This is a genomic window from Sphingosinicella terrae (assembly GCF_003347635.1).
In the GTDB taxonomy this organism is placed as follows: domain Bacteria; phylum Pseudomonadota; class Alphaproteobacteria; order Sphingomonadales; family Sphingomonadaceae; genus Allosphingosinicella; species Allosphingosinicella terrae.
In genome coordinates, this window is the sequence record NZ_QDFY01000002.1 from 381,197 (window position 1) to 402,588 (window position 21,392).

Sequence of the window (21,392 nt, forward strand, 5' to 3'; positions counted from 1 at the left end):
GAGGGCGACGGTCCCGGCTCCGGTCGCGTCGCCTGGGCCGATGCGCGCGCATGCGGTGCTGCCACTCTCATCCTCCTGCGGGACAGGCGTCTCTTCGAGCCCCGTACCGGCTTCAATCTGCCCTTGACTCCCTTCGGACGCAAGCAGACTGTAAGACAAATCAAAGAAGTTGTCGGACAACGACAGCAAAAGGGGGAGAGGTGCCAGGCGCCGTCCGGTCATTGCCGGTCAGCCGAGCCGCGCACGCGCGGCCGGCCCCGCTTGCAGCCCGTGACCGGCCGGGCGCGCCCGGCCGCCAGCGCCGAAGTCCGCCGCCTCCCGCCCGCTCGATGCGAACGATCAGGGGAGGACGAGGATGAAGCTCAACGCGCTGCCGAAACTGACGGCCTGCACCGTCTCGTTCCTGGCCCTGGCGGCGGCGACGCCGGCTCTGGCTCAGGTCGAGAACGACCCCGCGGCGCCTCCGGCCCGGGTCACGGCGGATGACGAGGAGATACTCGTCACCGCCCAGCGCCGCGCCCAATTGCTCCAGGACGTCCCGATCTCGGTGTCGGCGTTCAGCGGCGAGCAGCTCGAGCGCCAGCAGATCGAGAATGCCAGCGATCTCCAGCTCAGCCTGCCCAACGTCACCTTCACCAAGACCAACTTCACCAGCTCGAGCTTCACCATCCGCGGCGTCGGCGATCTGTGCGTCGGCTTCTCCTGCGACACCGCGACGGCCATCCACGTCAACGACATGCCGCTGACCTCGACGCGCCTGTTCGAGACCGAATATTTCGATCTGGAGCGGGTCGAGGTGCTGCGCGGCCCGCAGGGCACGCTCTACGGCCGCAACGCCACCTCCGGCGTCGTCAACTTTATCACCGCCCGGCCGAACCTCAACGGCTTCGAGGCCAGCCTTTCGGCCGAATACGGCAATTATGACGCGGTCCGGCTGAACGGCATGGTGAACTTTCCGATCGGGCAGTCGATCGGCGTGCGGCTCGCCGGCTATCTCGTCGACCGAGACGGCTTCACCGAGAATCTGGCCGGCGGGCGGGTCGACGATCGCGAGCTCTATGCGCTGCGCGGCACCATCCGGCTGCAGCCGGGCGCCGGCACGACGCTCGATCTGATCGGCTATTATTTCCGCGAGGACGACAATCGCTCGCGCATCCAGAAGCAATTGTGCAACCGCGATTCGACGGCGATCCTCGGCTGCGCGCCCGACGCGCTCGAGTTCGAGACCGTCAACGGCAACTCGACGCTGGCGGCGATCCTGTCGTCGCGCGAGTTCTTCGCGATCAACGATCCGGCGCTCGCCGCTTTCGGGCTGACCAGCCTCTACGGTCCCGACGTCTTCTTCGGCGGAATCGCCAATCCCGCCGAGCTGCGCACCGTCAGCATCGATTTCACCCCGACCTATTTCGTCGAGGAATATCATCTGATGGGCCGACTCGAGCAGGAGCTCGGCGAGCGGTTCAGCCTCACCGTCACTGGCGGCTACGCGTATAACGAGGTCGACTCGCGCACCGACTACAATCTCACGGCCGGCAACAGCCTCGCCGGCAATCCCGGCCTGCTGACGCTGGCGGCGACCGCGGCGGCGCCGGGAGCCTTCTTCCCGGGCGGGATCAATCCCTATGTTCAGGCCGCGGCGGCGCTGATCCCGAACGGTCCGGCCGGCGGCGTCTGCACGTCGGAGACGACGCTGGATTACACCGGCATCTATGGCGGCTTCGTCAATGCCTGCACCGCCGGATCGACCGACTACGACCGCTCGCGCAGCCAGTCCGAGCAATGGTCGGTCGAGGCCCATCTCGACAGCAATCTCGACGGTCCGCTCAACTTCCTGATCGGCGGCATCTATCTCGATCAGCGCTTCACCGACGCGAACTATTACGTCGCCTCGTTCGGCCTGGACTATGCCGCCGGCATTCTCGGCGCCGCGACCGCGCTCGGCCAGCGCGCGGGTGGCAATCTCGCCTTTCCGAACGTCTTCCTGGCGCCGCCATTCTACAATAGCGAGGTCGCCCGCTTCTCGCTGCGCAGCTACGGCCTGTTCGGCGAGATCTACTGGGACGCTTCCGAACGGCTGCGCTTCACCGGCGGCATCCGTTACTCGAACGACCGCAAGCGCCAGGTCGCGCGCGTGCCGGTGCTGAGCTGGCCGGTGCCTTTCGGTCTGACCGACGCCAATCTCTCGCCCTTTCTCGGCAGCTTCGACGCCGACGCGTCGACCCCGGGCAACCAGCCTTATGACGATACCAGCGCGAGCTTCGACGAGATTACCGGCCGTCTCGTCGCCGAGTTCCGGTTCGCGCCGGACCACATGCTCTACGCTTCCTATTCGCGCGGCTACAAATCGGGCGGGATCAACCCGCCGGTCGCGCCCGAATTCGAGGTGCCGCGCACCTTCGAGCCGGAGATCATCAACGCCTTCGAGATCGGCTCGCGCAATGACTTCATGGACGGCCGGCTGCGGCTCAACCTCAGCGCATTCTATTACGATTATGGCGGGCTTCAGCTCAGCCGCATCGTCGCGCGCACCTCGGTCAACGACAATACCGACGCCGAGGTCTATGGCGCCGAGCTCGAGGCGGTCTACCGGCCGGTGTCGGAGCTGATACTGAACGCGTCGGCCAGCTACCTCCATACCCGGATCGGCGATCTCCAGCTGGTCGATCCGCGCGACGTCTCCGGCGGCCGCAGCGACGTCGTCATCGTCAAGGACGTCACCAACGCCTCCAATTGCGCAGTGATTCCCGGCACCGCCGGCAATGCGCTCGGCACCAACACCTTCGTTGCCGCCTTCAATTCCGCTCTGGGGCTGGCCGGGCCGGTTCCGGTGCCCGGAACCGGCACCACTGGCGCCTTCTCGATCTGCAACGCGCTTGCCGCCGCCGCCGCGGATCCGCCGGCGCCGCTCAGGGCGCTGTTCGGCGTCCCGGCCGGCCCGCTGCCCTTCACCGTCGAGACCGGCGTTCCGGTCGATCTCAGCGGCAACGCGCTGCCGCAGGCGCCCAACTGGAAATTCTCCACCGGGGTCCAGTACACCTTTGCGCTCGGCGGCGGCTGGACGCTCGTGCCGCGCGCCGACTTCACCTACACCGGCAGCTATTATGCGCGCAGCTTCAATCGGCCGATCGACCGGGTCGACGGCTACGAGGTGATCAACGCCCAGCTTCAGCTCAACGGGCCGGAGGAGCGCTGGTTCGTCCGCGCCTTCATCCAGAACCTCACCGGCAACGATGCGATCACCGGCCTCTACGTGACCGACCAGTCGTCGGGCCTGTTCACCAACGCCTTCACGCTCGAGCCGAGACGCTACGGGCTGGCCGCCGGCGTGAGGTTCTGAAGCCGGCCGGCGATGGACTGGCTGCTGCTCGCCGGATCCTTGGGAGGCGTCCTCGCTTTGGCCGGCATCGCCTGGCTGCTCGGCCTCGGCGGCGCCGAGATCGGCGACGCCGACGAGGCGCGGCGTCACGCCGAGGAGGCGCTGGCCGGCTTTACCGCCGCCGAGGCGTTCGTCTCGGCTGACCGGCGGGCCGCCCTGGTGCTCGGCGCCGAAAATGCCGCCGCTTTGGTCAAGGTGCATGGTGCCCAGATCGCCGTGCGCCGCCTCGACCGCCTGGCGGTGGAGCCGGTCCAAGGCGGCGTCAGGATCGGCAGCGGCGACCGGCTTTTCGGCGACCTCGCGCTCGCGCTGCCGCCCGAGGCGCGCGACAGGCTGCTGACATTGGTGTAAGCTCTGGCCGCGATGAATCTTCCCGATCCCGTCGATCTCGCGATTCCGGCCTTCATCTTGCTGGTGTTCGTGGAGATGGTGGTGGCGCGGCTGCGCGATCGGCGGCGTTACTGCCCCAGGGACACGCTGACCTCGCTCGGCTTGGGCTTCGGAAGCAGCGTCGCCGGTCTGCTCTCGGCGGGGATGATCTATGAGCTGGCCGTGTGGGTGCACCAGTTCCGGCTGACCGGGATCCCCTGGACCTGGTGGGCCTTCGCGCTCTGCTTCCTTCTCGACGATCTCGCTTATTACATCTTCCACCGCTTCGCCCACCGGGTGCGATGGTTCTGGGCGAGCCACGTCATCCATCATTCCAGCCAGCATTATAATCTGTCGACGGCGCTCAGGCAGACCTGGACCGGCTTCTTCAGCCTTGCCTTCCTCTTCCGCCTGCCTTTGTTCCTGATCGGCTTTCCGCCGGCGATGGTGTTCTTCTGCGCCGGCCTCAATCTCGTCTACCAGTTCTGGATCCACACCGAGATGATCGGCCGGATGCCGCGCTGGTTCGAGGCGGTGATGAACACGCCCTCGCACCACCGGGTCCATCACGCGGTCAATCCGCGCTATCTCGACCGCAATTATGCCGGCGTGTTCATCGTCTGGGATCGGATGTTCGGCACCTTCGAGCCCGAGAGCGGCGACGACCGGCCGCGCTACGGCATCGTCCGGCAGCTCGGCTCGTTCAACCTGCTCTGGGCCGCCTTCCACGAATGGATCGGGATCGCCCGCGATCTGTGGACGGCGCCTGGCTGGCGCAACAAGCTCAGCTATGCGTTCCGCGAGCCGGGCTGGAGCCACGACGGCTCGCGCGAGACCAGCGATATCCTGCGCGCCCGCTGGCGCCGGAGCCAAGGCGAGGGGAACGATCCCGTGCCGCCGGCTTCGACCCGGATCACGGCGATCAATTGAGCCTTGTCCGGACGGGGCGGCTCGAGATCCATTCCGAAAGGGCGTCGGTCCATTCGCGCGCGACGGGCTTCTGCCATCGATATTCGGCCGGCGTCATTCGGCCTTCGCCGTCCTGCATCATATGGTTCAGCCGGGGAAAGCGCCGAAGCGTGACTCGCGGATGTCCAGTGAAGGCCGCGTTCAGGACCGCCCAATCGGCGTCCGTCGTCAGATAGTCGCGCTCGCCCTGCACGACGAGAAATTCGGCGCCGCGTTCGGTAAGCGCCTGGACCTCCTCCTGCGCATCGATCCTGGCCAGCGATCTCCAATACCATAAGGGATGACCCAGGGCGCGCGTCTCACCGGCTGCATTCGGATCGCGAAGAAGGCGAAGTCCGGCCTCCATCTCCGCACGCTGCTGCCGGGATTCCGGCGAGTCTTCCGATGAAAGGGAGGTCACATAGTTCATCTGATCCTCGATCATGGCCGGCGCATCGCGGAGCGATCCGTTCACCATCACTGCACCGGCCACCCCCGTCAGATTGGCGACCAGGGGCGCCATGCCGCCGCTCGCGCTGTGGCCCACGACATAGATACGGCCGGCGTCGATGCCGGCTGTGGAGCGAAGCAGGGTCACCGCGGCCACCGTGTCGTCGATCCATTCCTCGCCGACCGTCGCGTGTCGCTGCTCTTCGCGAAAGCGGCGGCTGTGGGTGGTGGATCTCTTGGCCATGCGGAGCGCCGCCACGCCCCGCTGGGCGAGACCGATTGCCGTTTCGCGCATGACCTTGTTGGGGCCGACGTCCCCATCGAGGGTCCCGGGTCCGAATCCGTGCATCAGCACGGCGACGGGATAGGGGCCGACATTCTCCGCCGGCAGGGCGAGGATCGCCGGAACGGCCCATTCCCCGGAACCGATGGTCACTTCGACCTCGCGTACGCCCGCCGCGGTGGGGGGCGCGGTTGGAGCCGCCGCGGGCGTCGCGGGTTGTTGTGCGATGGCCTGCACCGTCAGCGACAGGAGCAACATCGCGGACGAGGCGATGGCCACAACTAAGCTAGCGCCTTTCATGGTCGGTCGGTTCCTTTCCAGATGATCGAGGGCGCGGCCCTGTGCGGCAGGTGCGTCAAGGCCAGCGATGTCATCAGTCTTCGGCTCGGCAGCGTAGCGGCTCTTCGACGAACAGCCACCTATCCTCGACCGGAGACGCCGCGATGATGGCGCGGTCTCGCCCCTCAGATCAGGATCACCGCGATCAGATAGCTGGCGGTGCCGAGCCCGAGCACGGCCTGGGCCCAGAGCAGCAGGTCGGCGACGAACTCGCGTGCGCTCGGCGGCACCAGCCCGGTGAAGCGCAGATGCTCGCCGGCGGCGAGCAGCAGGCCGGCGACGCCGCCATAGGTGAGCAGCTGGACGAGCGTCAGATGCTGAACCCCCATATAGAAAGGGATGAGCACCGCCACCGCGACGGCGCCGGTCGCCTCCGACCAGAGATCGAGATCGCTGCTAACCATCGAGCGTCGCCCGGCCGCCGGGCAAGGCGGGGCCGTCGGCCGGCGGGGCCGCGTCGTTGATGGCGCCCGAATTCCACGGTGCCTCGCCCTCTGTCTCGTTGCCCGTGTCGATCGCGCCGCCGAGATAGAGCGCGCCGACGAAGAGCGCTCCGCCGGTGGTCATCGCCGCCACCATCCTAGCAACCAGCCGCCTGTCGCCCCGCCGCCGCTCGCCGCTTCGTCTGCGCCGCATGTCTTCAATCTCCTCCGTTCAGTCCCGCGCGCGACCGGCTGCGATGCACGGTGAAGCTGCGCCACACGGAACGGGCTGCCTTGAGCAGATCGGCCGAGGCGCCGCGCCGCTCGAGATAGGCATGGAGCTCGCGCCAGTTGCGGGCATCGGGAAAGTCGTGGTCGCCGCGAGCCTCGGCAATGAACCGCCAGGCACCGGCGCTGCCCCGGCCATAATCATATTTCCTCGCGAGGACATAATCGCGAAACGATAAAGTGGGCGCAAGGGGCGGGGGCGTCCAGGCCGGGATGGCCGGCGGGGCGGCGGCGAGGCTCTCAGACATCGAGCCGATACCCCACGCCCGGCTCGGTCAGGATCAGCCGCGGCTCCGACGGGTCCGCCTCCAGCTTCTGCCGGAGCAGGGCGATGTAGGTCCGCAGATATTGGGCATCGGCACTGGGGTCTCCCCAGCCGGCGAGCAGCAGGCGGCGCTGCGTCACCACCTGCCCGCCATGCTCGGCGAGCGTGCGGAGCAGGTCGAATTCCTTGGGCGAGAGCCGGATCTCGGTATCCTGGATGGTGACCCGGCGCTGGTGAAGGTCGATCCGCAGCTCGCCTCTGGCAAGGACGGGCTCCGGCGACGCGCCGAGCCGGCGCTGAGCCGTCCGGATCCGCGCCATCAGCTCGTCGATTCCGAATGGCTTGTCGACATAATCGTCGGCGCCCGCATCGAGCGCAGCCACCTTCTCGGCTTCCTGGTGCCGGGCCGAGATCACGATGATGGCGAGTCCGCCGATAAGTCCGAGCGCCGGGATTAGCTCCTTGCCGTCGGCGTCGGGAAGCCCGAGGTCGAGCAGGACGAGGTCGACGGCCGCCTCGCGCGCGGTGCGCACGCCGTCGCGGCCGTTGCCCGCCGCGAACACCTGCCAGCCGTGCGCGGACAGGACCGGCTCGAGCGCCCGGACGATCGCCGGCTCGTCGTCGATGATGAGGATGCGGCCGCTCACCCGGCGTCTCCGGAGCTGCCTTCGACGAGCGGCAGCTCGATCGTGATAAGGGTGCCAAGCCCGCCGTCTTCGGGATCGCCCGCCCGGATCCGACCGCCAAAGGCTTCGGTGAAGCCCCTGGCGATGGCCAGGCCGAGCCCGCTTCCGTCGGGCCCGGTGCCGTGGCCGCCTCGGTAGAAGCGGTCGAAGACCCGCTCGGACTCGCCTGCCGGAATGCCCGGCCCATGGTCGCGGATGCGGACTTGCAGAATCCCTTCCTGCTTGGCCGCGCTCACCGTCACCGGCTGGTCGGCGCCGCCATGGATCACGGCATTTTCGAGGACATTGTGGAAGATCTGCTCGAGCATGACCGGATCGGCGAGCACGACGCCCTCGCCGACCTCGATCCTCTTTTCCACCGGATGTCCGCCACTGAGCGCGCGCACCTGCACGAGCGCGGCGCCGAGCGCCTCGATCGCGTCGCAGGGTGTGAAGCGTTCCCGGTCCAGTCCCGCCTGGAGCCGACCCAGGCTGAGCAGATTGGTCGTGTAGCGGTCGAGGCGCTGGCACTGCTCCTGGATCATGGCGAGCATGTCGGCGCGCGCCGCCTCGGGCAGCTCGGCGCCGTAGCGGGCGAGGCTGCTGGCCGAGGCCGATATCGCGCTGAGCGGCGTGCGCATGTCGTGCGAGACGGAGGAGAGCAGGGCCGTCTTGAGCTCTTCGGAGCGGCGGACGAGCTCGGCCTCGGCGAGCCGGTCGAGCAGCCGGCAACGCTCGACGGTGATGCTGATCAGATTGGCGAGCGCGGCGAGATCTTCCGCCTGCTGTCGCCTCGGTGCCGGGCATGCCAGCAGCACGCCGAGGCGCGCCTCGGTGCCGGCAAGCAGGAAGGCCGCCTCGTTCCCGCTCTGCGTCTCCGCGCTCCGCCCGGCGAAGGCCCGCTTGGCCAGGTCCGAAAGCCGGGTTTCGGCGCGCGCGGGGCGCAGCCCGCTCTCATCGGCGACGAAGAGCTCGAGCGCGGGGCTGCCCCGCCCTGCGCCATAGGCGTCCAGGGCCGCGACCACGTCGTCGACTCCCACCGCGGCCTGGAGCCGGCGGCTGAGCGCGAGCAACGCCTCCACCCGTCGGGTCGCCGTCTCCGCGGCTCGTGCCCGATCGTTCAGCCGCCCGGTCAGATAGCCCGAGGCGATCGCGGCGGCATTGAAAGCGATCAGCGGAACATAGTCTTCGAGCGTCAGCAAGCTGAACCGGAAGGCGGGCTCCGCCAGGAAGAAATTATATAGAGCCGAGGCGAGGAGGGCGGCGACGAGACCGCCCCACAGGCCCTCGAGCGCCCCGACGATCGTCACGCCGAGCAGGAAGATGATCGCCGTCGTGATCGGCCGCTCGCCCTGGTGGGCAAGCAGCGAGCCGGCGACCGCGAGGGCGAAGACGATCAGCGCAGCCGCGTGGAGGAGCCAGCGCCGCGCGGCCGCGCCGCTTCGCGGGTCGAGGCGCCGGCCGACGAGCGAGGACCGCGCTGAAGGTCCTCCTCTCGCAGCCGGCGCCTCCCGCGGCACCGTCGGGGGCTGGGAGGTGAGGGAGGTCAATCGCCCCCTCCCATCGCGGTGCGGCGGTGTCCGATTCGGCGGCACTGCCGAAAGGACTCGCCTTGTACGCCGTTCAGCGCAGCGCGATCCTCGTCGACGATCAGGGTGACGTCCCCGTCGACGAACTTGCGGCCGATCGAGGACGGGCGCCGAAGCAGCCGGTGCGCGCTTCCGGCGGTAAGGAGGCGCGCTTCACCTCCCTTGTATTCGACGCCGAACCGGGTGCCGTTGGCGCAGGAGAAGTCGTCGAGGACGATTGTCCGCGCCGGCGCCGGCCCGGCGCAGCCGGCCATCGCGACGGCAAGGCAGAAAGCGAGGCGGCGGATCACCCTGTCCTCCTAGGCGCTTCGGCCCGGCGGGGTTACCACGGATTTTATACGTCGCGGGCCTGCGAAAGCGGGCCGTCAGGCTCCCCGGCCGACCTCAATAATCGTCCCATCCGCAGGGTATCTCGGCGAGCTTCTCTTCCGCCGTCTTGGCCCGCTCCTTCGCCTTGGGGCGCGGCGTCGCCGCCGTCTTCGCCGTGCCGGCGCGGAGCTGGCTCTTCTTCTGCGCCGCCTTCGCCCAGGCCGGCGTCCGCCAGATCAGCGCGCCTTTGACCGGCGGCAGCTCCTCGGGCTGCGGCGCCGGCTCGATCGGCTGGCGCGGCAGCAGCTTGGGGAAGATCCTCGTCCAGTAGAGCGCCTCGTTGGCCTCGCTCTTCTCCACCCACTTCACCAGCCGATCGACGCCGCCCAGTTTTTCGAACGCTTCGAGGATCGCCGCCTTCGCCTCGTTGGTGAGCTTGTTGCGCGCCCCCTTGGGCCGCCCGCGCTGTGCCTTGGCCATGCTCGATCCTTTCTCGATGAGTGATGGAGTGGGGGGAGGGGCGCCCTTTCGACACCTGCGGTGCCCGCGGACGTCCATTTGTTTCCACGCGAAGCCGCGAAGACGCGAAGCGCGAAGCCGCGCATGTCCCCTCCCATTCGTCATCCTGGCGCACGCCAGGATCTCACTTTCCTTCGGAAAGTCAGAGAGATCCCAGCTTCCGCTGGGATGACGTGGGAGGAAGTCAGGGTCCTTCGCGTCTTCGCGCGACATCCAATCGGAGACCGAGCCGCGAGACAGGGCCGACCCGGCACGCACTGGAACCGCCCAGCGACGCGATCACCCCTTCACCCGCCGTCGGGGCACACCCGGGCGCAATACTCACCTGTACCATTTCGGAAACTAGCACAAAACGGGAACAAAGTCAAGCCTGATCCCGCCGGCGGCCCGCTGCGCGCTCGTGGCGATCGCGGCGGTCGATTAGATTCTGATATTTTATTCGTCCGGCACCGCCGCCGCTCAGCTGCTCGTGAGCCCGAGCCGGTCGCGGCGGATCCAGCGCCAAAGCATCAGCACCGAGACGATGGCGAGGCCGGCGGCAAGCCCGATCCAGATGCCGACTCCCTCCCAGCCCAGCCCGAAGCCGAGGGCGATCGCCGTGCCCAGGCCCACCGCCCAATAGCCGAACAAAGCGAAGGCCATCGGCACGGTCGTGTCGTGGAGACCGCGCAGCATGCCGGCGCCGACCGCCTGGGCGCCGTCGAATACCTGGAACAAGGCGGCGATGGCGAGGAAGGAGATTGCGAGCGGGATCACCGCCGCATTGGCCGGATCGCTGGGGTCGGTGAAGAAGCCGATCAGCGGGTGCGGCGCGATCCACATCACGATCGCCATCAGCGCCATGAAGCTCACCGCCATGACGAAGCTCGTCCATCCCGCGCGGGCGATCCCGTCGGCATCGCCCCGGCCGAGCGCATGTCCGACGCGGACCGTCGCCGCCTGGCCGAGGCCCATCGGCACCATGAAGGAGAGGCTGGCGATCTGGATCGCGATCTGGTGGGCGGCCAGGCTCGCCGTCCCGATCAGGCCCATCAGGAAGACGGCGGCGTTGAACACGCCGACCTCGAGCGTCAGCGTGATCGCGATCGGAAAGCCCAGCCTCCAGACCTCGCGAAGCCGCGCGCCGTCGGGCCGCCAGAACCGGCCGAACAGACGATAGCGGCGGAACCGCCGGTGACGGCTGATGATGAAGGCCAAAGCGAGGAATTCGGCGGTGACGGTGAGCGAGCTGCCGATGCCGGCGCCCCGCAGGCCCATGGGCGGTATGCCGAGCGCCGGCACGCCGTAGATGAGGCCGGTATTGACGATCGCATTCACCACGACGGCGCCGACCGCGACCGCCAGCGACCAGATCGGGCGCTCGAGCGCGGCGAGGAAGTTGCGAAGCACCAGATAGAGGAAGGCGGGGAGGAGGGCCCACATCAGGTGGCGCACGAACAGCTGCGCCTCGGCGGCGAGGCCCGGATCCTGGCCGAGCAGGATGAGCACGTCGCCGGCCTGCCACAGGAAGATCCACATCGGCACGACCAGCATCACCGCCGACCACATCGCCTGTCGGACGGTCCGCCTGACGTCGCGGACGCTGTTCCACTTGCGGCCGCGCTCGCGCGCGATCATCGGCGCCGCGGCGGTCATCATCCCCATGCCGAAAATGAGGCAGAAGACGTAGAGATTGACGCCCAAGGCGGCCGCGGCGAGCGTCCGCGGGCCGACATGGCCGAGCAGCATGACGTCGGTCGCGTGGATCAGCGCCTGGGCGAGATTGGTGAGGACGAGCGGCCAGGCGAGCAGCAGCGTCGAGCGCGCCTCGAGGCGCCACGCCGCCTTTCTGTCACCCGCCCCGTCCATCGCCGCCGAATAGAGCAACCCCTTGGCCGGTCAATCGGCCCTGAGCGGCGTCGTCGGTCGCGCGCACGAGTTCCTGCGGCGGCAGGTCCGACGGATCAGCCGTGCCAGTCGATCCAGGCGCCGTAGGCGTGGCAGGTGGCGAGATGGCGCGTCCCGCCGCTTGGCCAGCAGGTCAGCTTGAGCTGGACCTCCTTGCGGTCCGGCGTCCATTCGAAGCCGATCCAGGCCAGCGGGCGCTCCGCGCTCGCCCGGGCGCTCGCCTGGAGGATCGCCGTCTCGACGGTGCGGCGATCCTCGTCGCCGAGATATTGCAGCACCATCGAGTGGAAGATCGCCCGGCAGCGCCCGGCGGGCTGCGGCTCGCGCAGGCGCTCCACCAGCCACGAGGCGGCGTCGGCCTGGTCGATCCGCGGCCTATGGCGCTGGGCGAGGGCCAGCGCCTGTCGGAGCCGCTCGGCGCGGACCGGCTGGTCGGCGAAGATGAAGGAAAGCAGACGCTCGCGCGTCGCCTCGTCGGTGGCGTCGAGCGGATGGAGATCGACGCCGCGGGCGGCGACCACCTCGAGCGCCTCCGCCGGCGGCGGCCTGCCGCGCCAGCCCGGGGCGATCCGCACCGGCGAGTCGGGCATGCCGGCGGCGCGGCCGCCGAGGTCATAGCCATAGTGAGCGAGGTTGAGGTTGAGGCCGGCGCTCGAGCCGAGCTCGAGCAGCTCGAAGGGCAGGCCCAGTTCCTCTCGCGCGGCCATCAGGGCGGCGACGATCGCGGCCGCGCGGCTGACCTCGTTGGTCTGCGGCGGATCGCGCATCCAGGCGGCGATGAAATCGTCCTCGGCGGCCATCGCCTCGCCGACCGCGCCGTCGAAATCGTCGTGCCGGCGCTGGTAGAGCGAGGTCAGCGTCCGCGGCCGGCCGCGCCGCGCCAGAGCGTGGATGGCGGCGTTGAAGCGCATCGCCAGCGCGGCTGCGGAGGGATCTCCGGGCCAGGTCTCGATCAGGGCCGCCGTGCGCGGAGCCTCGGCCAGGTGGCGCTCTCCGGCCTCGAGCACGGAGGCGACGAAGGGCGAACCCAGGGCGCGGATGATGTCCGCCTGGCGCGCAAGCTCGCCGCGGATGACGCGATATTCAGTCATGTTCCTCCGGATGCGCCTGCTTTGGGGAGCAGGACGCTGCGCCGGCCGGGCCTGGTCTTTTCTGGTCGGCCCGGGGCGCGTGACCGCCGCTCCCACGGGGGAACGGCGGCCGTTCTTGTCACGATCAGAATTCCCGCCAGTCGTCATCCTCGCCGGCGCCCGGGCGGACGAGGGCGGGGACGGCGGCTGCCGGCAGCGGCCGGAACGGCGCGGAGGTGATCCGCGCCGACGGCCGGAGCGAGGCGCCGCCGCTACGGCCGTCGACGGTGAACCGGCTCGCCTGCTCGCTGAGCCCGGCCACTTCGCTGGCGAGGTTGCGGGCGGCGGCGGATGTCTCCTCCACCATCGCGGCATTCTGCTGGGTCGACTGGTCCATGCTGCCCATCGCCGCGCTCACCTCGGTGATGGCGGTCGACTGGGCCTGGTTGTCGACGGCGATCCGCGCGAGCAGGTCGTGGACCTCGCCGACGTCGCCCGAAATGTCGGCCAGGGCGCCGTCGACCTTCTGCACCATCTCGACGGCGGCGACGATGTCGGTCTGGGTCGCGGTGAGCTGGCCGCGCGCGCGCGCCGCTTCCTCCTCCGAGCGCATCGCTAGCGCCGAGACGAGGTCGGCGACGACCGCGAAGCCGCGGCCCGCCTCGCCGGCGCGGCCGGCCTCGACCGCCGCGTTCATAGCGAGGACGCGCGTCTGGAAGGCGATCTTGTCGAGACCCTCGATGACGCTGTCGATGCCCTTGGCGCTCTCGGCGACGCGGCCCATGGCCTGGACCGCCTCGTCGGCGACGTTGCGGCCCTGGGTCACCGTGGCGATCGCGCCGTCGGCACGCTGGACCGTCTTGGTCGCGGCTTCGGCGGTTGCCTTGATGCGCTCGTCCATCTGCGTGACCGCGGCCGAAGTCTGCTCGATGCTCGCGGCATTGGCTTCGGTGCGGCGCGCCAGATTCTCCGATGCCTGTGCGATTTCGTTCGAACCGGTGCTGATCGTGGACGTCGTCTCCATCACCGAGCCGATCAGCTCGCGCAGCGAGACGATGGCGGCGTTGAAGTTGGTCTTCACGGCTGCATATTCAGCAGGGAAGTCGGCGTCGATCTCGGCGGTGAGGTTGCCGCCGGCGAGCTCGGACAGATGCGTGGCGACCGACTCGACGACCATCTTCTGCTCGGTCTCGGCGCGCGCCCGGGCCGTGTCCGACGCCTGCTTGGCGACGGCGGCATCGCGGAACACCAGGACGGCGCGAGCCATGTCGCCCAGCTCGTCCTTGCGCTCGCTGTCCGGCACGGCGATGTCGTTCTTGCCGGCGGCCAGATCGGCCATGGAGCGGGTGAGGCCGCTGATCGGCCGGGCGATGAGGCGGCTGAGCAGCATCGCCAGGATGACCGAGATGCCGATGAGGAAGATGCCGCCGATGGCCAGCGTCGTCATGGCAGTGGAGATGGCGCTCTCCTGTCTCGCCGAGTTGAGCTCGATCTCCTCGGTTTCGCCGTCGCGCAGCTCTCGCAGCGGCAGCACCGGCTTGCTGATCAGCACCGACGCCCCGCCGGCACGTACCGCGTCCTGGGCGGCGTCGCGGCGGCCCTGGCGCGTCCAGGCGATGAGGCGGTCACCCCAATTGCGGCGCCAGGCTTCGGTCTCGCGCCGGGAGGTCAGCACCAGCTCGCGCTGGGCCGCAGCGTCGAGCAGCGACTCCAGTTCGGCGGAAGTGCGATCATATTCGTCGCGCGCCTCGAAATAGGAGTTGAGGTAGCTCTCGTCGGCGGTGACCAGGAAGCCGCGGAACTGGCTGTTCTGGCGCAGCACCGACGTCTCGAGGGTCAGCGCCTTGGCGTAGATCGACTGGCTGAGATTATTGCTGTCCGTCGAGCTGCGGATCGATGCGATCGCCATGTAGAACACGATCATCATGATCGCGGCCGACGCGCATATCGCGAGGAAGGAGAAGCCCAGCTTCCTGGGAATGCTCATCGCGCTAAACATCGTATTCGCCTCGGATTGGGAGGAAGATGGTGCGCCCGGCGGTACAGGACGGCCTCCGGTTCCTCCGGACTGGTTTTCTGGTGAGTCAATTATAGACAGCGGGTCGGGCGATCGCGTTGGAACTGGGCCGAAATCGGCACAATGCCGCCCTTTCCGCCGCTTTCGGGCCGGCACGCTCACGAACGGCTCCCGGCCCGCTTCGTCCTGTCCGCACGCCGCCGTCGATCACGAAGTAGGTGGGGACGCGGCGCCTGTCCTGGGACAGGTGCCGCGCCCCGCACGAGGCGCCGGCAGGGGAGAGGACCGGCGCCCCGAGGCTCAGAAGCTGAACCGCGCCGTCGCCGACACCGTCCGCCCGTTGAGCGGACGAACGCTGGCGATGCCGCCCGTGGCAGCGGCGATCGAACCCGTGTCGATCGCCACGAACGCCGTCTCGTTGAAGAGATTGTTCGCGTTGAGCGACAGCAGCAGCTGCTCGGTCGGACGGACCTGCACGAACGCATTGGTCGTCACATAGCCCGGCATGCGGAGCAGGTTGGTGTCCTGCGCGAAGCTGCCGGTCGTGCCGATGAACGTCGCGCCGATGCTGAACCGGTCCGTCGTATATTGCGGCGTCGCCTGGAAGATCAGCTTCGCCTGGTGGCGCGGGGTATTGCCGACCACGGCCGGGTTGACGGCATCGACGAGGATCTCTGCGTCGGTGAAGGTCGCGCCGGCGGTGAGGCTGAGCGGACCCCAGCGATAGCCGCCTTCGAACTCGAGGCCCATCGCCCGATATTCGCGGGAGATCGCCATGCCGGTCGCATTGTCCAGGTTGGTGTCCTCGGTCTCGGCCCAGAAGCCGGTCAGATTCAGCGTGAGGTTGGTCCTGCGGAACTTGACCCCCGCTTCGGCCTGACGGACGAAGTCGACCGCGGCATCCTCGTCGACGAGACTGCCGTCCACCGTGCTGACGAGCGGGCTGAACAGGATGCGGTCGGCATTGGCCCGGCCGCCCCGGCTGTAGCGGGCGAAGACGGCGAGCGGCTCGGCGATGCGCCAGTTGATGCCCGTCGAATAGGACAGATAGCGATAGTCATAGTCGACCGGCGCCGGGCTGGTGAGCGGCGTGACGCCGACGCGCGTCTCGGCATCCGAGATGATGCCATCGCCATTGATGTCGAACGGGATCGTGCCGACCCGGCCGCCGCCGAGGTCCACGCCGAAGATCGAGCCGCTGGCGCTGCCGAAATCGTAGCGGAGGCTGCCGCCGATGGCGACGCTGCCGATATGATAGTTCAGCGACGCGAACGGGGCGTTGGTGGCGTAATCGAGCTCGTAGCTTCGCCGCACGCCGCCGCCGGCGAGGGCGAAGTTGAAGGCGTAGAAGCCGTCCTGGGTGATCGGCGTGCCGTCGGCCCGGGTGATGTCGATGAGCGCCGCCTCGCCGCCGCCGCGCACCTCGGAGATGATCGAGGTGTAGCGCCAGTCCGTGTTCACCTGCTGACGCGAATTGTAGACGCCGACAGTGGTGGTGAGGTCGCCGCCGCCAATCTCCCAGACCCGGCTGACGCGAAGGTCGTTGGTGACGTTGTCGAGCCCGTGCAGGTCGACGTCGAACATGGTGAGCCACGCCGCCAGATTGTTGCCGGTGCTCGCCGCCGTGACCGGCGCACCGGCGAGGGGGCCGTTGGCATAAGTGAGCGTCGACCCGGGCCCGCCGAGGACCATGCCGAGCATGTCGGGCGCAGCGACGAACGGCGCGATCGTCTGAACGACATGCGCCGAGACGTCCGAATAGCGGAAGCGCTCGGTCACCGTCCAGCCGGCCAGCTCGAACTGGGTCTCGAGACCGACCGCCTTGACCATAGAGCGCTGGCCGTCGCGCACGTCGCTGCGGGTGACCCGGTTCTGCCCGTCGAGCAGCACGTTGGTGGTGAAATAGCGCGAGTACCAGGTGTCGTCGCGGACGTCGAACCCGCCGACATTCTCGAACACCGGATTGGCGTCGGTGCCGCTGACCAGCATCGGCACGGTGTCGTAGGCCGGGGCCGCGTCATCGAGATACTTGCCGTAGAAGCGGATATAGCCGCCCTCGAAGTCCTGGGTGACGTTGAGCTTGATCTGGCCGCCATGATAGGCGTCGAAGCCGGTGCTGCGGGGGCCTTCGCCGGTGCGGTAGAAGCCGCCGACGTGGAAGCGCAGGCCGTCGTTGATCGAAGCGCCATAAGCGAAGTCGGCGCGATATTCCTCATAGTCGATGCCGACGCTGGTCTGGACGGCGCCGCCCTCGGTCTCGCCGGTGCGCGACTTGAAGTTGATCACGCCGCCGGGCGAATTGGAGGCGAAGGTCGAGGCCGAGCCGCCGCGGATCGTCTCGACCTGCGCGAGGTTGAGGTCGGCGCGGATGAAGCTGTCGCCGCTCACCGGCACGATGTCGCCGAACTCGAGGACCGGGAGACCGTCCTCCTGGAGCTGGACGAACTTGGTTCCGCTCGACGCGATCGGCAGGCCGCGGATCGAGATGCTGGCGCCGCCTTCGCCGAGATTGGCTTCGGAGCGGATGCCGGGAATGGCGCGCAGCAGGTCGGAGATCGAGCGCGGCGCCAGCTTGAGGATCTCGACGTCGTCGAGCGAGCTGGTCGAGATCGCCATGTCGAGCCGGTCGCGGCCGCGGGCGACGCCGGTGGTGACGACGTCGCTCGGCGCGGCGTCCTGAGCGGCTTCGGTCGACGTCGCCGCCGAAGTCGCGGTGGTGGCGAAAGCGGGGGTCGCGAGCGCCAGCGGCGCCGCGGTAAGCAGCAGATAAGCCCTTGTCATTGTTCGTCCCTGTTGAATGCAAATTCAGGTGGTTCGATTATAGGACGAGGCGCGCCGCGAACGGGCCGGATGACGCGGAAATGATGGGGGTCCGCATTCTTCCGGAGGCGGGGCTATTCAGCTTGTTAAGCACGATCGGACGTGAGCTTTTCGCAGCCGGTGCGGAAGGCCGCGGGCACAAACGAGGGGCGCCACGCCCGTTGCCAGGCGTGGCGCCCCCGGAGCGGCGTCGCTCGCGGCGCCGGCAAATGGCCGGTCCAGCTGGACCGGCCGGATGGCGCATTAGAAGTCGAAGCGCGCGGTCGCCGAGATCGTCCGGCCGTTCAGCAGGTGGGCGCCCACGATCCCGTTGACCGGAAGGGTGGCCTGGTTGATCCCGGTGAACGCCGTCACGTCGAACAGGTTGTCCGCGTTGAGCGACAGCAGCAGCCGCTCGGTCGGACGGAACTGGACGAACGCGTTGGTCGTGACATAGCCCGGCATGCGAAGCTCGTTCGTATCCTGGGCGAAGCTGCCGGTCGTGCCGATGAACACCGCGCCGACGGCGAAGCGGTCGGTCGAATATTGCGGCGTCGCCTGGAAAATGAGCTCGGCCTGGTGCCGCGGGGTGTTCCCGATGAGCTCCGGACGAAGCTGGTCGGCGGTAATCTCCGCGTCGGTGTAGGTCGCGCCGGCCGTGAGGCTGAACCCGCCCCAGCGGTAGCCGCCCTCGAACTCGAGGCCCATCGCCTCATATTCGCGAAGGATCGGCGCACCGTTGGTGCTGTCGATGTTCGTGTCCTCGGTCGCGGCCCAGAAGCCGGTCAGGTTCAGCGTCAGGTTCGACGTGCGGTACTTCACGCCGACCTCGGCCTGCTTCACGAAGTCGACGGCGGCGCCGTCGATCAGGATGCTGCCGTCGGTCGGGCTGACGATCGGGCTGAACAGGATACGGTCCGCATTGAGGCGGCCGCCGCGGCTGTAGCGTCCGAACACGGCCAGCGGCTCGGCGATCCGGTAATTGACGCCCACCGAGTAGGACAGGTAGCCGAAGTCATAGTCGACCGGAGCCGGGCTGGTGAGCGGCAGCACGGCCACGTAGCGCTCGGCGACCGAGATCACGCCGTCGCCGTTCATGTCGCGCGCGGTCGTGCCGACGCGGCCGGCGCCGAGGTCCGAGCCGAAAACGGAACCGCTCGCATGGCCGAAATCGTAGCGAAGGCTGCCGCCGAGCACGAGATTGCCGACATGGTAGTTGAGCGACGCGAACGGCGCGTTGACTGCATAGTCGAGCCGGAAGCTGCGACGGAACTGGCCGCCGCGGCGTCCCAGATCGAAGCTGAAGAAGCCGTCCTGGGTCTGCGGCACGCCACCGGCGCTGACGATGTCGAGCAAGGCGGCCTCGCCGTCGCCGCGAACCTCGGACACGACCTGGGTCCATAGCCAGTCGGAGTCGATCGTCTGACGCGAATTGTAGATGCCGGCAGTGGTGGTCAGGTTGCCGCCGCCAATCTCCCAGACGCGGCTGGCGCGCAGGTCGTTGACGCCGTAGTTCAGGCTGTGGAGGTCGACATCGACCACCGTGAGCAGCGCGAGCAGGCCGTTGCCGTTGAGCGCGTTCGGATCGGTGATCGTCTGGCCCGCCTGCGGACCGTTGGCGTAGCGCAGGGTCGCGCCGGGGCCGCCGAACTGCATCGCGAGCATCGCTGCCGGGCCGAAGGTCGGGTACATCCGGCCGACGAAGTGACGCGCCATGTCCGAATAGCGGAAGCGGTCGGTGACGGTCCAGCCGGCGACCTCGAACTGCGCCTCGAGCCCGACCGACTTTACCTGCGAACGCTGACCGTCGCGGACGTCGTGGCGGGAGACGTTGTTCTCGCCGTCGAGCGTGATGTTGGTGGTGAAGTAGCGCGTCAGCAGGCTGTCGCCATTGGCCTCGAAGCCGGTGACGGAGTCGAACGACGGATCGGCGTTGGTGCCGGTCACCCGCATCGGAACCTGATCGTAGACCGGCGCGCTGTCATCCAGGAACTTGCCGTAGAAGCGGATATAGCCGCCCTCGAAATCCTGGGTGACGTTGAGCTTGATCTGGCCGCCGCGATAGGCGTCGTAGCCGGCGCTGCGCTGGCCCTCCCCGGTGCGGTAGAAGCCGCCGATCTGGAAGCGCAGGCGGTCGTTGATCGGCGCGCCGTAGGCGAAGTCGATCCGATAGCTCTCATAGTCGAGGCCGACCGTCGTCTGGACGGCGCCGCCCTCGGTCTCGCCGGTGCGGGACTTGAAGTTGATGACGCCGCCGGGCGAGTTGGAGGCGAAGGTCGAGGCGGAGCCGCCGCGGATGGTCTCGACCTGCGAGAGGTTGAGATCGGCGCGGACGAAGCTGTCGGACGTGGCGAGAGCGATGTCGCCGAACTCGAGGACGGGAAGACCGTCCTCCTGGATCTGCACGAAGTGCGCACCGGTCGAAGCGATCGGCAGGCCGCGGATCGACAGGCTCGAATTGCCCTCGCTGCCCGTCGCCTCCGAGCGGATGCCGGGGATTGCGCGCAGGATTTCGGCGACGGAGGGGGCGCCGAGCTTGAGGATTTCGTCGGAGCTCAGCGAGCTGGTCGAGATCGCCATGTCGAGACGGTCGCGGCCGCGGGCGACGCCCGTGGTGACGATGTCGCGGGGCGCCGCAGCGTCCTGCGCGGCGTCGGTGGCCGCCGTGGCGGTGGTGCCGGCGGCCGCCGCAATCACCGAGGCGGTTTCGGCAAGAGCCGGGGTCGCCAGCGCCAGCGGCGCTGCGGCGACAAGTAGATGTACGCTCTTCATTGCTGTTCCTGTCGGGAATGGAGTTTGGTGTCCTAGTTATAGGACCGCGCGACAGGGGGGGGGCGGGAGGGACCGATATTTGACCCCGCGATACTGGCGAGCGCGATTGGTTTGTCTTGCGTTGCACCGGTGCAACAGCCTCCCAGGTTTGATTTCCGTCCGATGGCAGCCGGATCATTTGCGAGCCCGGTGCCGGCGCTGGGGCGCCTGGCCGCGCCGTCGGCGTTACCCGCGAATTTGTGATTGTGGCGCCGAACCGTCCGTCCTAGCCCCGGGCAATGCCGACGATGCTGATCACCGGCGGCGCGCGCGGGATCGGGCGCGCGACCGCTCTCCTCGCCGCCGAGCGCGGCTGGTCCGTGGCACTCAATTACCGCGCCAACGAGGCGGCCGCGCGCGAGGTCGTCGCTTCGGTGGAGGCGCGGGGCGCGGCGGCCGTTGCCCTGCCCGGCGACGTTGCCGAAGAGGCCCAGGTGCTCGCCTTGTTCGACGCGGCCGAGGCGCGTTTCGGCCGGATCGACGCAGTGGTGGTGAATGCCGGCATCGTCGAGCGCGCGATGCCGCTCGCCGACATGGATGCGGCGCGGATCCGGCGCGTCCTCGAGGTCAACACGCTGGGCGCCCTGCTCTGCGCGCGCGAGGCGGCGCGCCGCCTGCCGCGGCGGACCGGCTCGATCAGCTTCGTCTCGTCGATGGCCGCCAGGCTCGGCTCGCCGTTCGAATATGTCGATTATGCCGCGTCAAAGGGCGCGATCGACAGCCTCACCATCGGCCTGGCGCGCGAGCTCGGGCCCGAGGGGATCCGCGTCAACGCCGTACGCCCCGGCCTGATCGAGACCGACATCCATGCCAGCGGCGGCCAGCCGGACCGGGCCCGGCGGCTCGGCGCCGGCACGCCGCTCGGCCGCGCCGGCGCGCCGGAGGAAGTGGCCGCCGCCATCCTGTGGCTGGCGAGCGAGGAGGCCTCCTACACGACCGGCGCGCTCATCGACATCGCCGGCGGGCGTTAGAGTCTGTCCTGGCCA

17 protein-coding genes are annotated in these 21,392 nt (G+C 68.6%); 4 read left to right on the forward strand and 13 right to left on the reverse strand.

Annotated elements, in window-relative coordinates; genetic code table 11:
• Positions 1-355 precede the first annotated feature (355 nt).
• The 3 genes from DDE10_RS07320 to DDE10_RS07330 are packed head-to-tail and all read left to right on the forward strand — an operon-like array spanning position 356 to position 4,675.
• Complete coding sequence (locus DDE10_RS07320; RefSeq protein ID WP_114952077.1) at positions 356-3,337, forward strand: TonB-dependent receptor; 2,982 nt, start codon at positions 356-358, stop codon at positions 3,335-3,337.
• Between the two features lie 12 nt (positions 3,338-3,349).
• Entirely contained in the window at positions 3,350-3,727 is a 378-nt protein-coding gene (locus tag DDE10_RS07325) for a hypothetical protein (protein WP_114952078.1), read from the forward strand.
• Between the two features lie 12 nt (positions 3,728-3,739).
• Positions 3,740-4,675 (forward strand): sterol desaturase family protein, encoded by a 936-nt coding sequence (locus tag DDE10_RS07330; RefSeq protein ID WP_114952079.1) that lies wholly within the window; start codon positions 3,740-3,742, stop codon positions 4,673-4,675.
• On the opposite strand, the gene DDE10_RS07335 is transcribed toward DDE10_RS07330, so the two are convergent.
• From DDE10_RS07335 to DDE10_RS07395, 13 genes are all read right to left on the reverse strand, one after another.
• Positions 4,668-5,726 carry an alpha/beta hydrolase family protein gene (locus DDE10_RS07335; protein ID WP_114952080.1) on the reverse strand — a complete coding sequence of 353 codons (1,059 nt, stop codon included), beginning with the start codon at positions 5,724-5,726 and terminating at the stop codon, positions 4,668-4,670. The genes DDE10_RS07330 and DDE10_RS07335 overlap by 8 nt on opposite strands.
• A gap of 164 nt (positions 5,727-5,890) precedes the next feature.
• Positions 5,891-6,169, reverse strand: coding sequence for a hypothetical protein (locus tag DDE10_RS07340; protein WP_114952081.1), 279 nt, complete (start codon positions 6,167-6,169; stop codon positions 5,891-5,893).
• Positions 6,162-6,401: a hypothetical protein gene (locus DDE10_RS07345; protein ID WP_162806421.1), complete on the reverse strand. Its 240-nt coding sequence runs from the start codon at positions 6,399-6,401 to the stop codon at positions 6,162-6,164. The genes DDE10_RS07340 and DDE10_RS07345 overlap by 8 nt, the downstream gene beginning before the upstream one ends.
• Before the next feature lie 4 nt (positions 6,402-6,405).
• Entirely contained in the window at positions 6,406-6,723 is a 318-nt protein-coding gene (locus DDE10_RS07350; RefSeq protein WP_114952083.1) for a hypothetical protein, read from the reverse strand.
• Complete coding sequence (locus DDE10_RS07355) at positions 6,716-7,387, reverse strand: response regulator (RefSeq protein ID WP_114952084.1); 672 nt, start codon at positions 7,385-7,387, stop codon at positions 6,716-6,718. The genes DDE10_RS07350 and DDE10_RS07355 overlap by 8 nt, the downstream gene beginning before the upstream one ends.
• Complete coding sequence (locus DDE10_RS07360) at positions 7,384-8,955, reverse strand: sensor histidine kinase (RefSeq protein WP_162806423.1); 1,572 nt, start codon at positions 8,953-8,955, stop codon at positions 7,384-7,386. The genes DDE10_RS07355 and DDE10_RS07360 overlap by 4 nt, the downstream gene beginning before the upstream one ends.
• Complete coding sequence (locus tag DDE10_RS07365; RefSeq protein WP_114952086.1) at positions 8,952-9,284, reverse strand: hypothetical protein; 333 nt, start codon at positions 9,282-9,284, stop codon at positions 8,952-8,954. The genes DDE10_RS07360 and DDE10_RS07365 overlap by 4 nt, the downstream gene beginning before the upstream one ends.
• Positions 9,285-9,378: 94 nt before the next feature.
• Positions 9,379-9,783, reverse strand: a complete 405-nt coding sequence (locus DDE10_RS07370; RefSeq protein ID WP_114952087.1) for a hypothetical protein — start codon at positions 9,781-9,783, stop codon at positions 9,379-9,381.
• A gap of 498 nt (positions 9,784-10,281) precedes the next feature.
• Entirely contained in the window at positions 10,282-11,688 is a 1,407-nt protein-coding gene (locus tag DDE10_RS07375; protein WP_349356532.1) for an MATE family efflux transporter, read from the reverse strand.
• A 77-nt stretch (positions 11,689-11,765) separates the two neighbouring features.
• On the reverse strand, positions 11,766-12,800 hold the full coding sequence (locus tag DDE10_RS07380) for a DUF2332 domain-containing protein (protein ID WP_114952088.1): 1,035 nt from the start codon (positions 12,798-12,800) through the stop codon (positions 11,766-11,768).
• A gap of 124 nt (positions 12,801-12,924) precedes the next feature.
• On the reverse strand, positions 12,925-14,778 hold the full coding sequence (locus DDE10_RS07385; RefSeq protein WP_114952089.1) for a methyl-accepting chemotaxis protein: 1,854 nt from the start codon (positions 14,776-14,778) through the stop codon (positions 12,925-12,927).
• Between the two features lie 318 nt (positions 14,779-15,096).
• Positions 15,097-17,577: a TonB-dependent receptor domain-containing protein gene (locus DDE10_RS07390; RefSeq protein ID WP_114952090.1), complete on the reverse strand. Its 2,481-nt coding sequence runs from the start codon at positions 17,575-17,577 to the stop codon at positions 15,097-15,099.
• A 282-nt stretch (positions 17,578-17,859) separates the two neighbouring features.
• The gene (locus DDE10_RS07395; protein WP_114952091.1) at positions 17,860-20,367 is read right to left on the reverse strand and encodes a TonB-dependent receptor domain-containing protein; all 2,508 of its coding nucleotides are present in this window, start codon (positions 20,365-20,367) and stop codon (positions 17,860-17,862) included.
• 278 nt (positions 20,368-20,645) lie between these two features.
• On the opposite strand from DDE10_RS07395, the gene DDE10_RS07400 reads away from it, so the two are divergent.
• On the forward strand, positions 20,646-21,377 hold the full coding sequence (locus DDE10_RS07400; protein WP_114952092.1) for an SDR family oxidoreductase: 732 nt from the start codon (positions 20,646-20,648) through the stop codon (positions 21,375-21,377).
• The last annotated feature ends 15 nt before the right edge of the window (positions 21,378-21,392 follow it).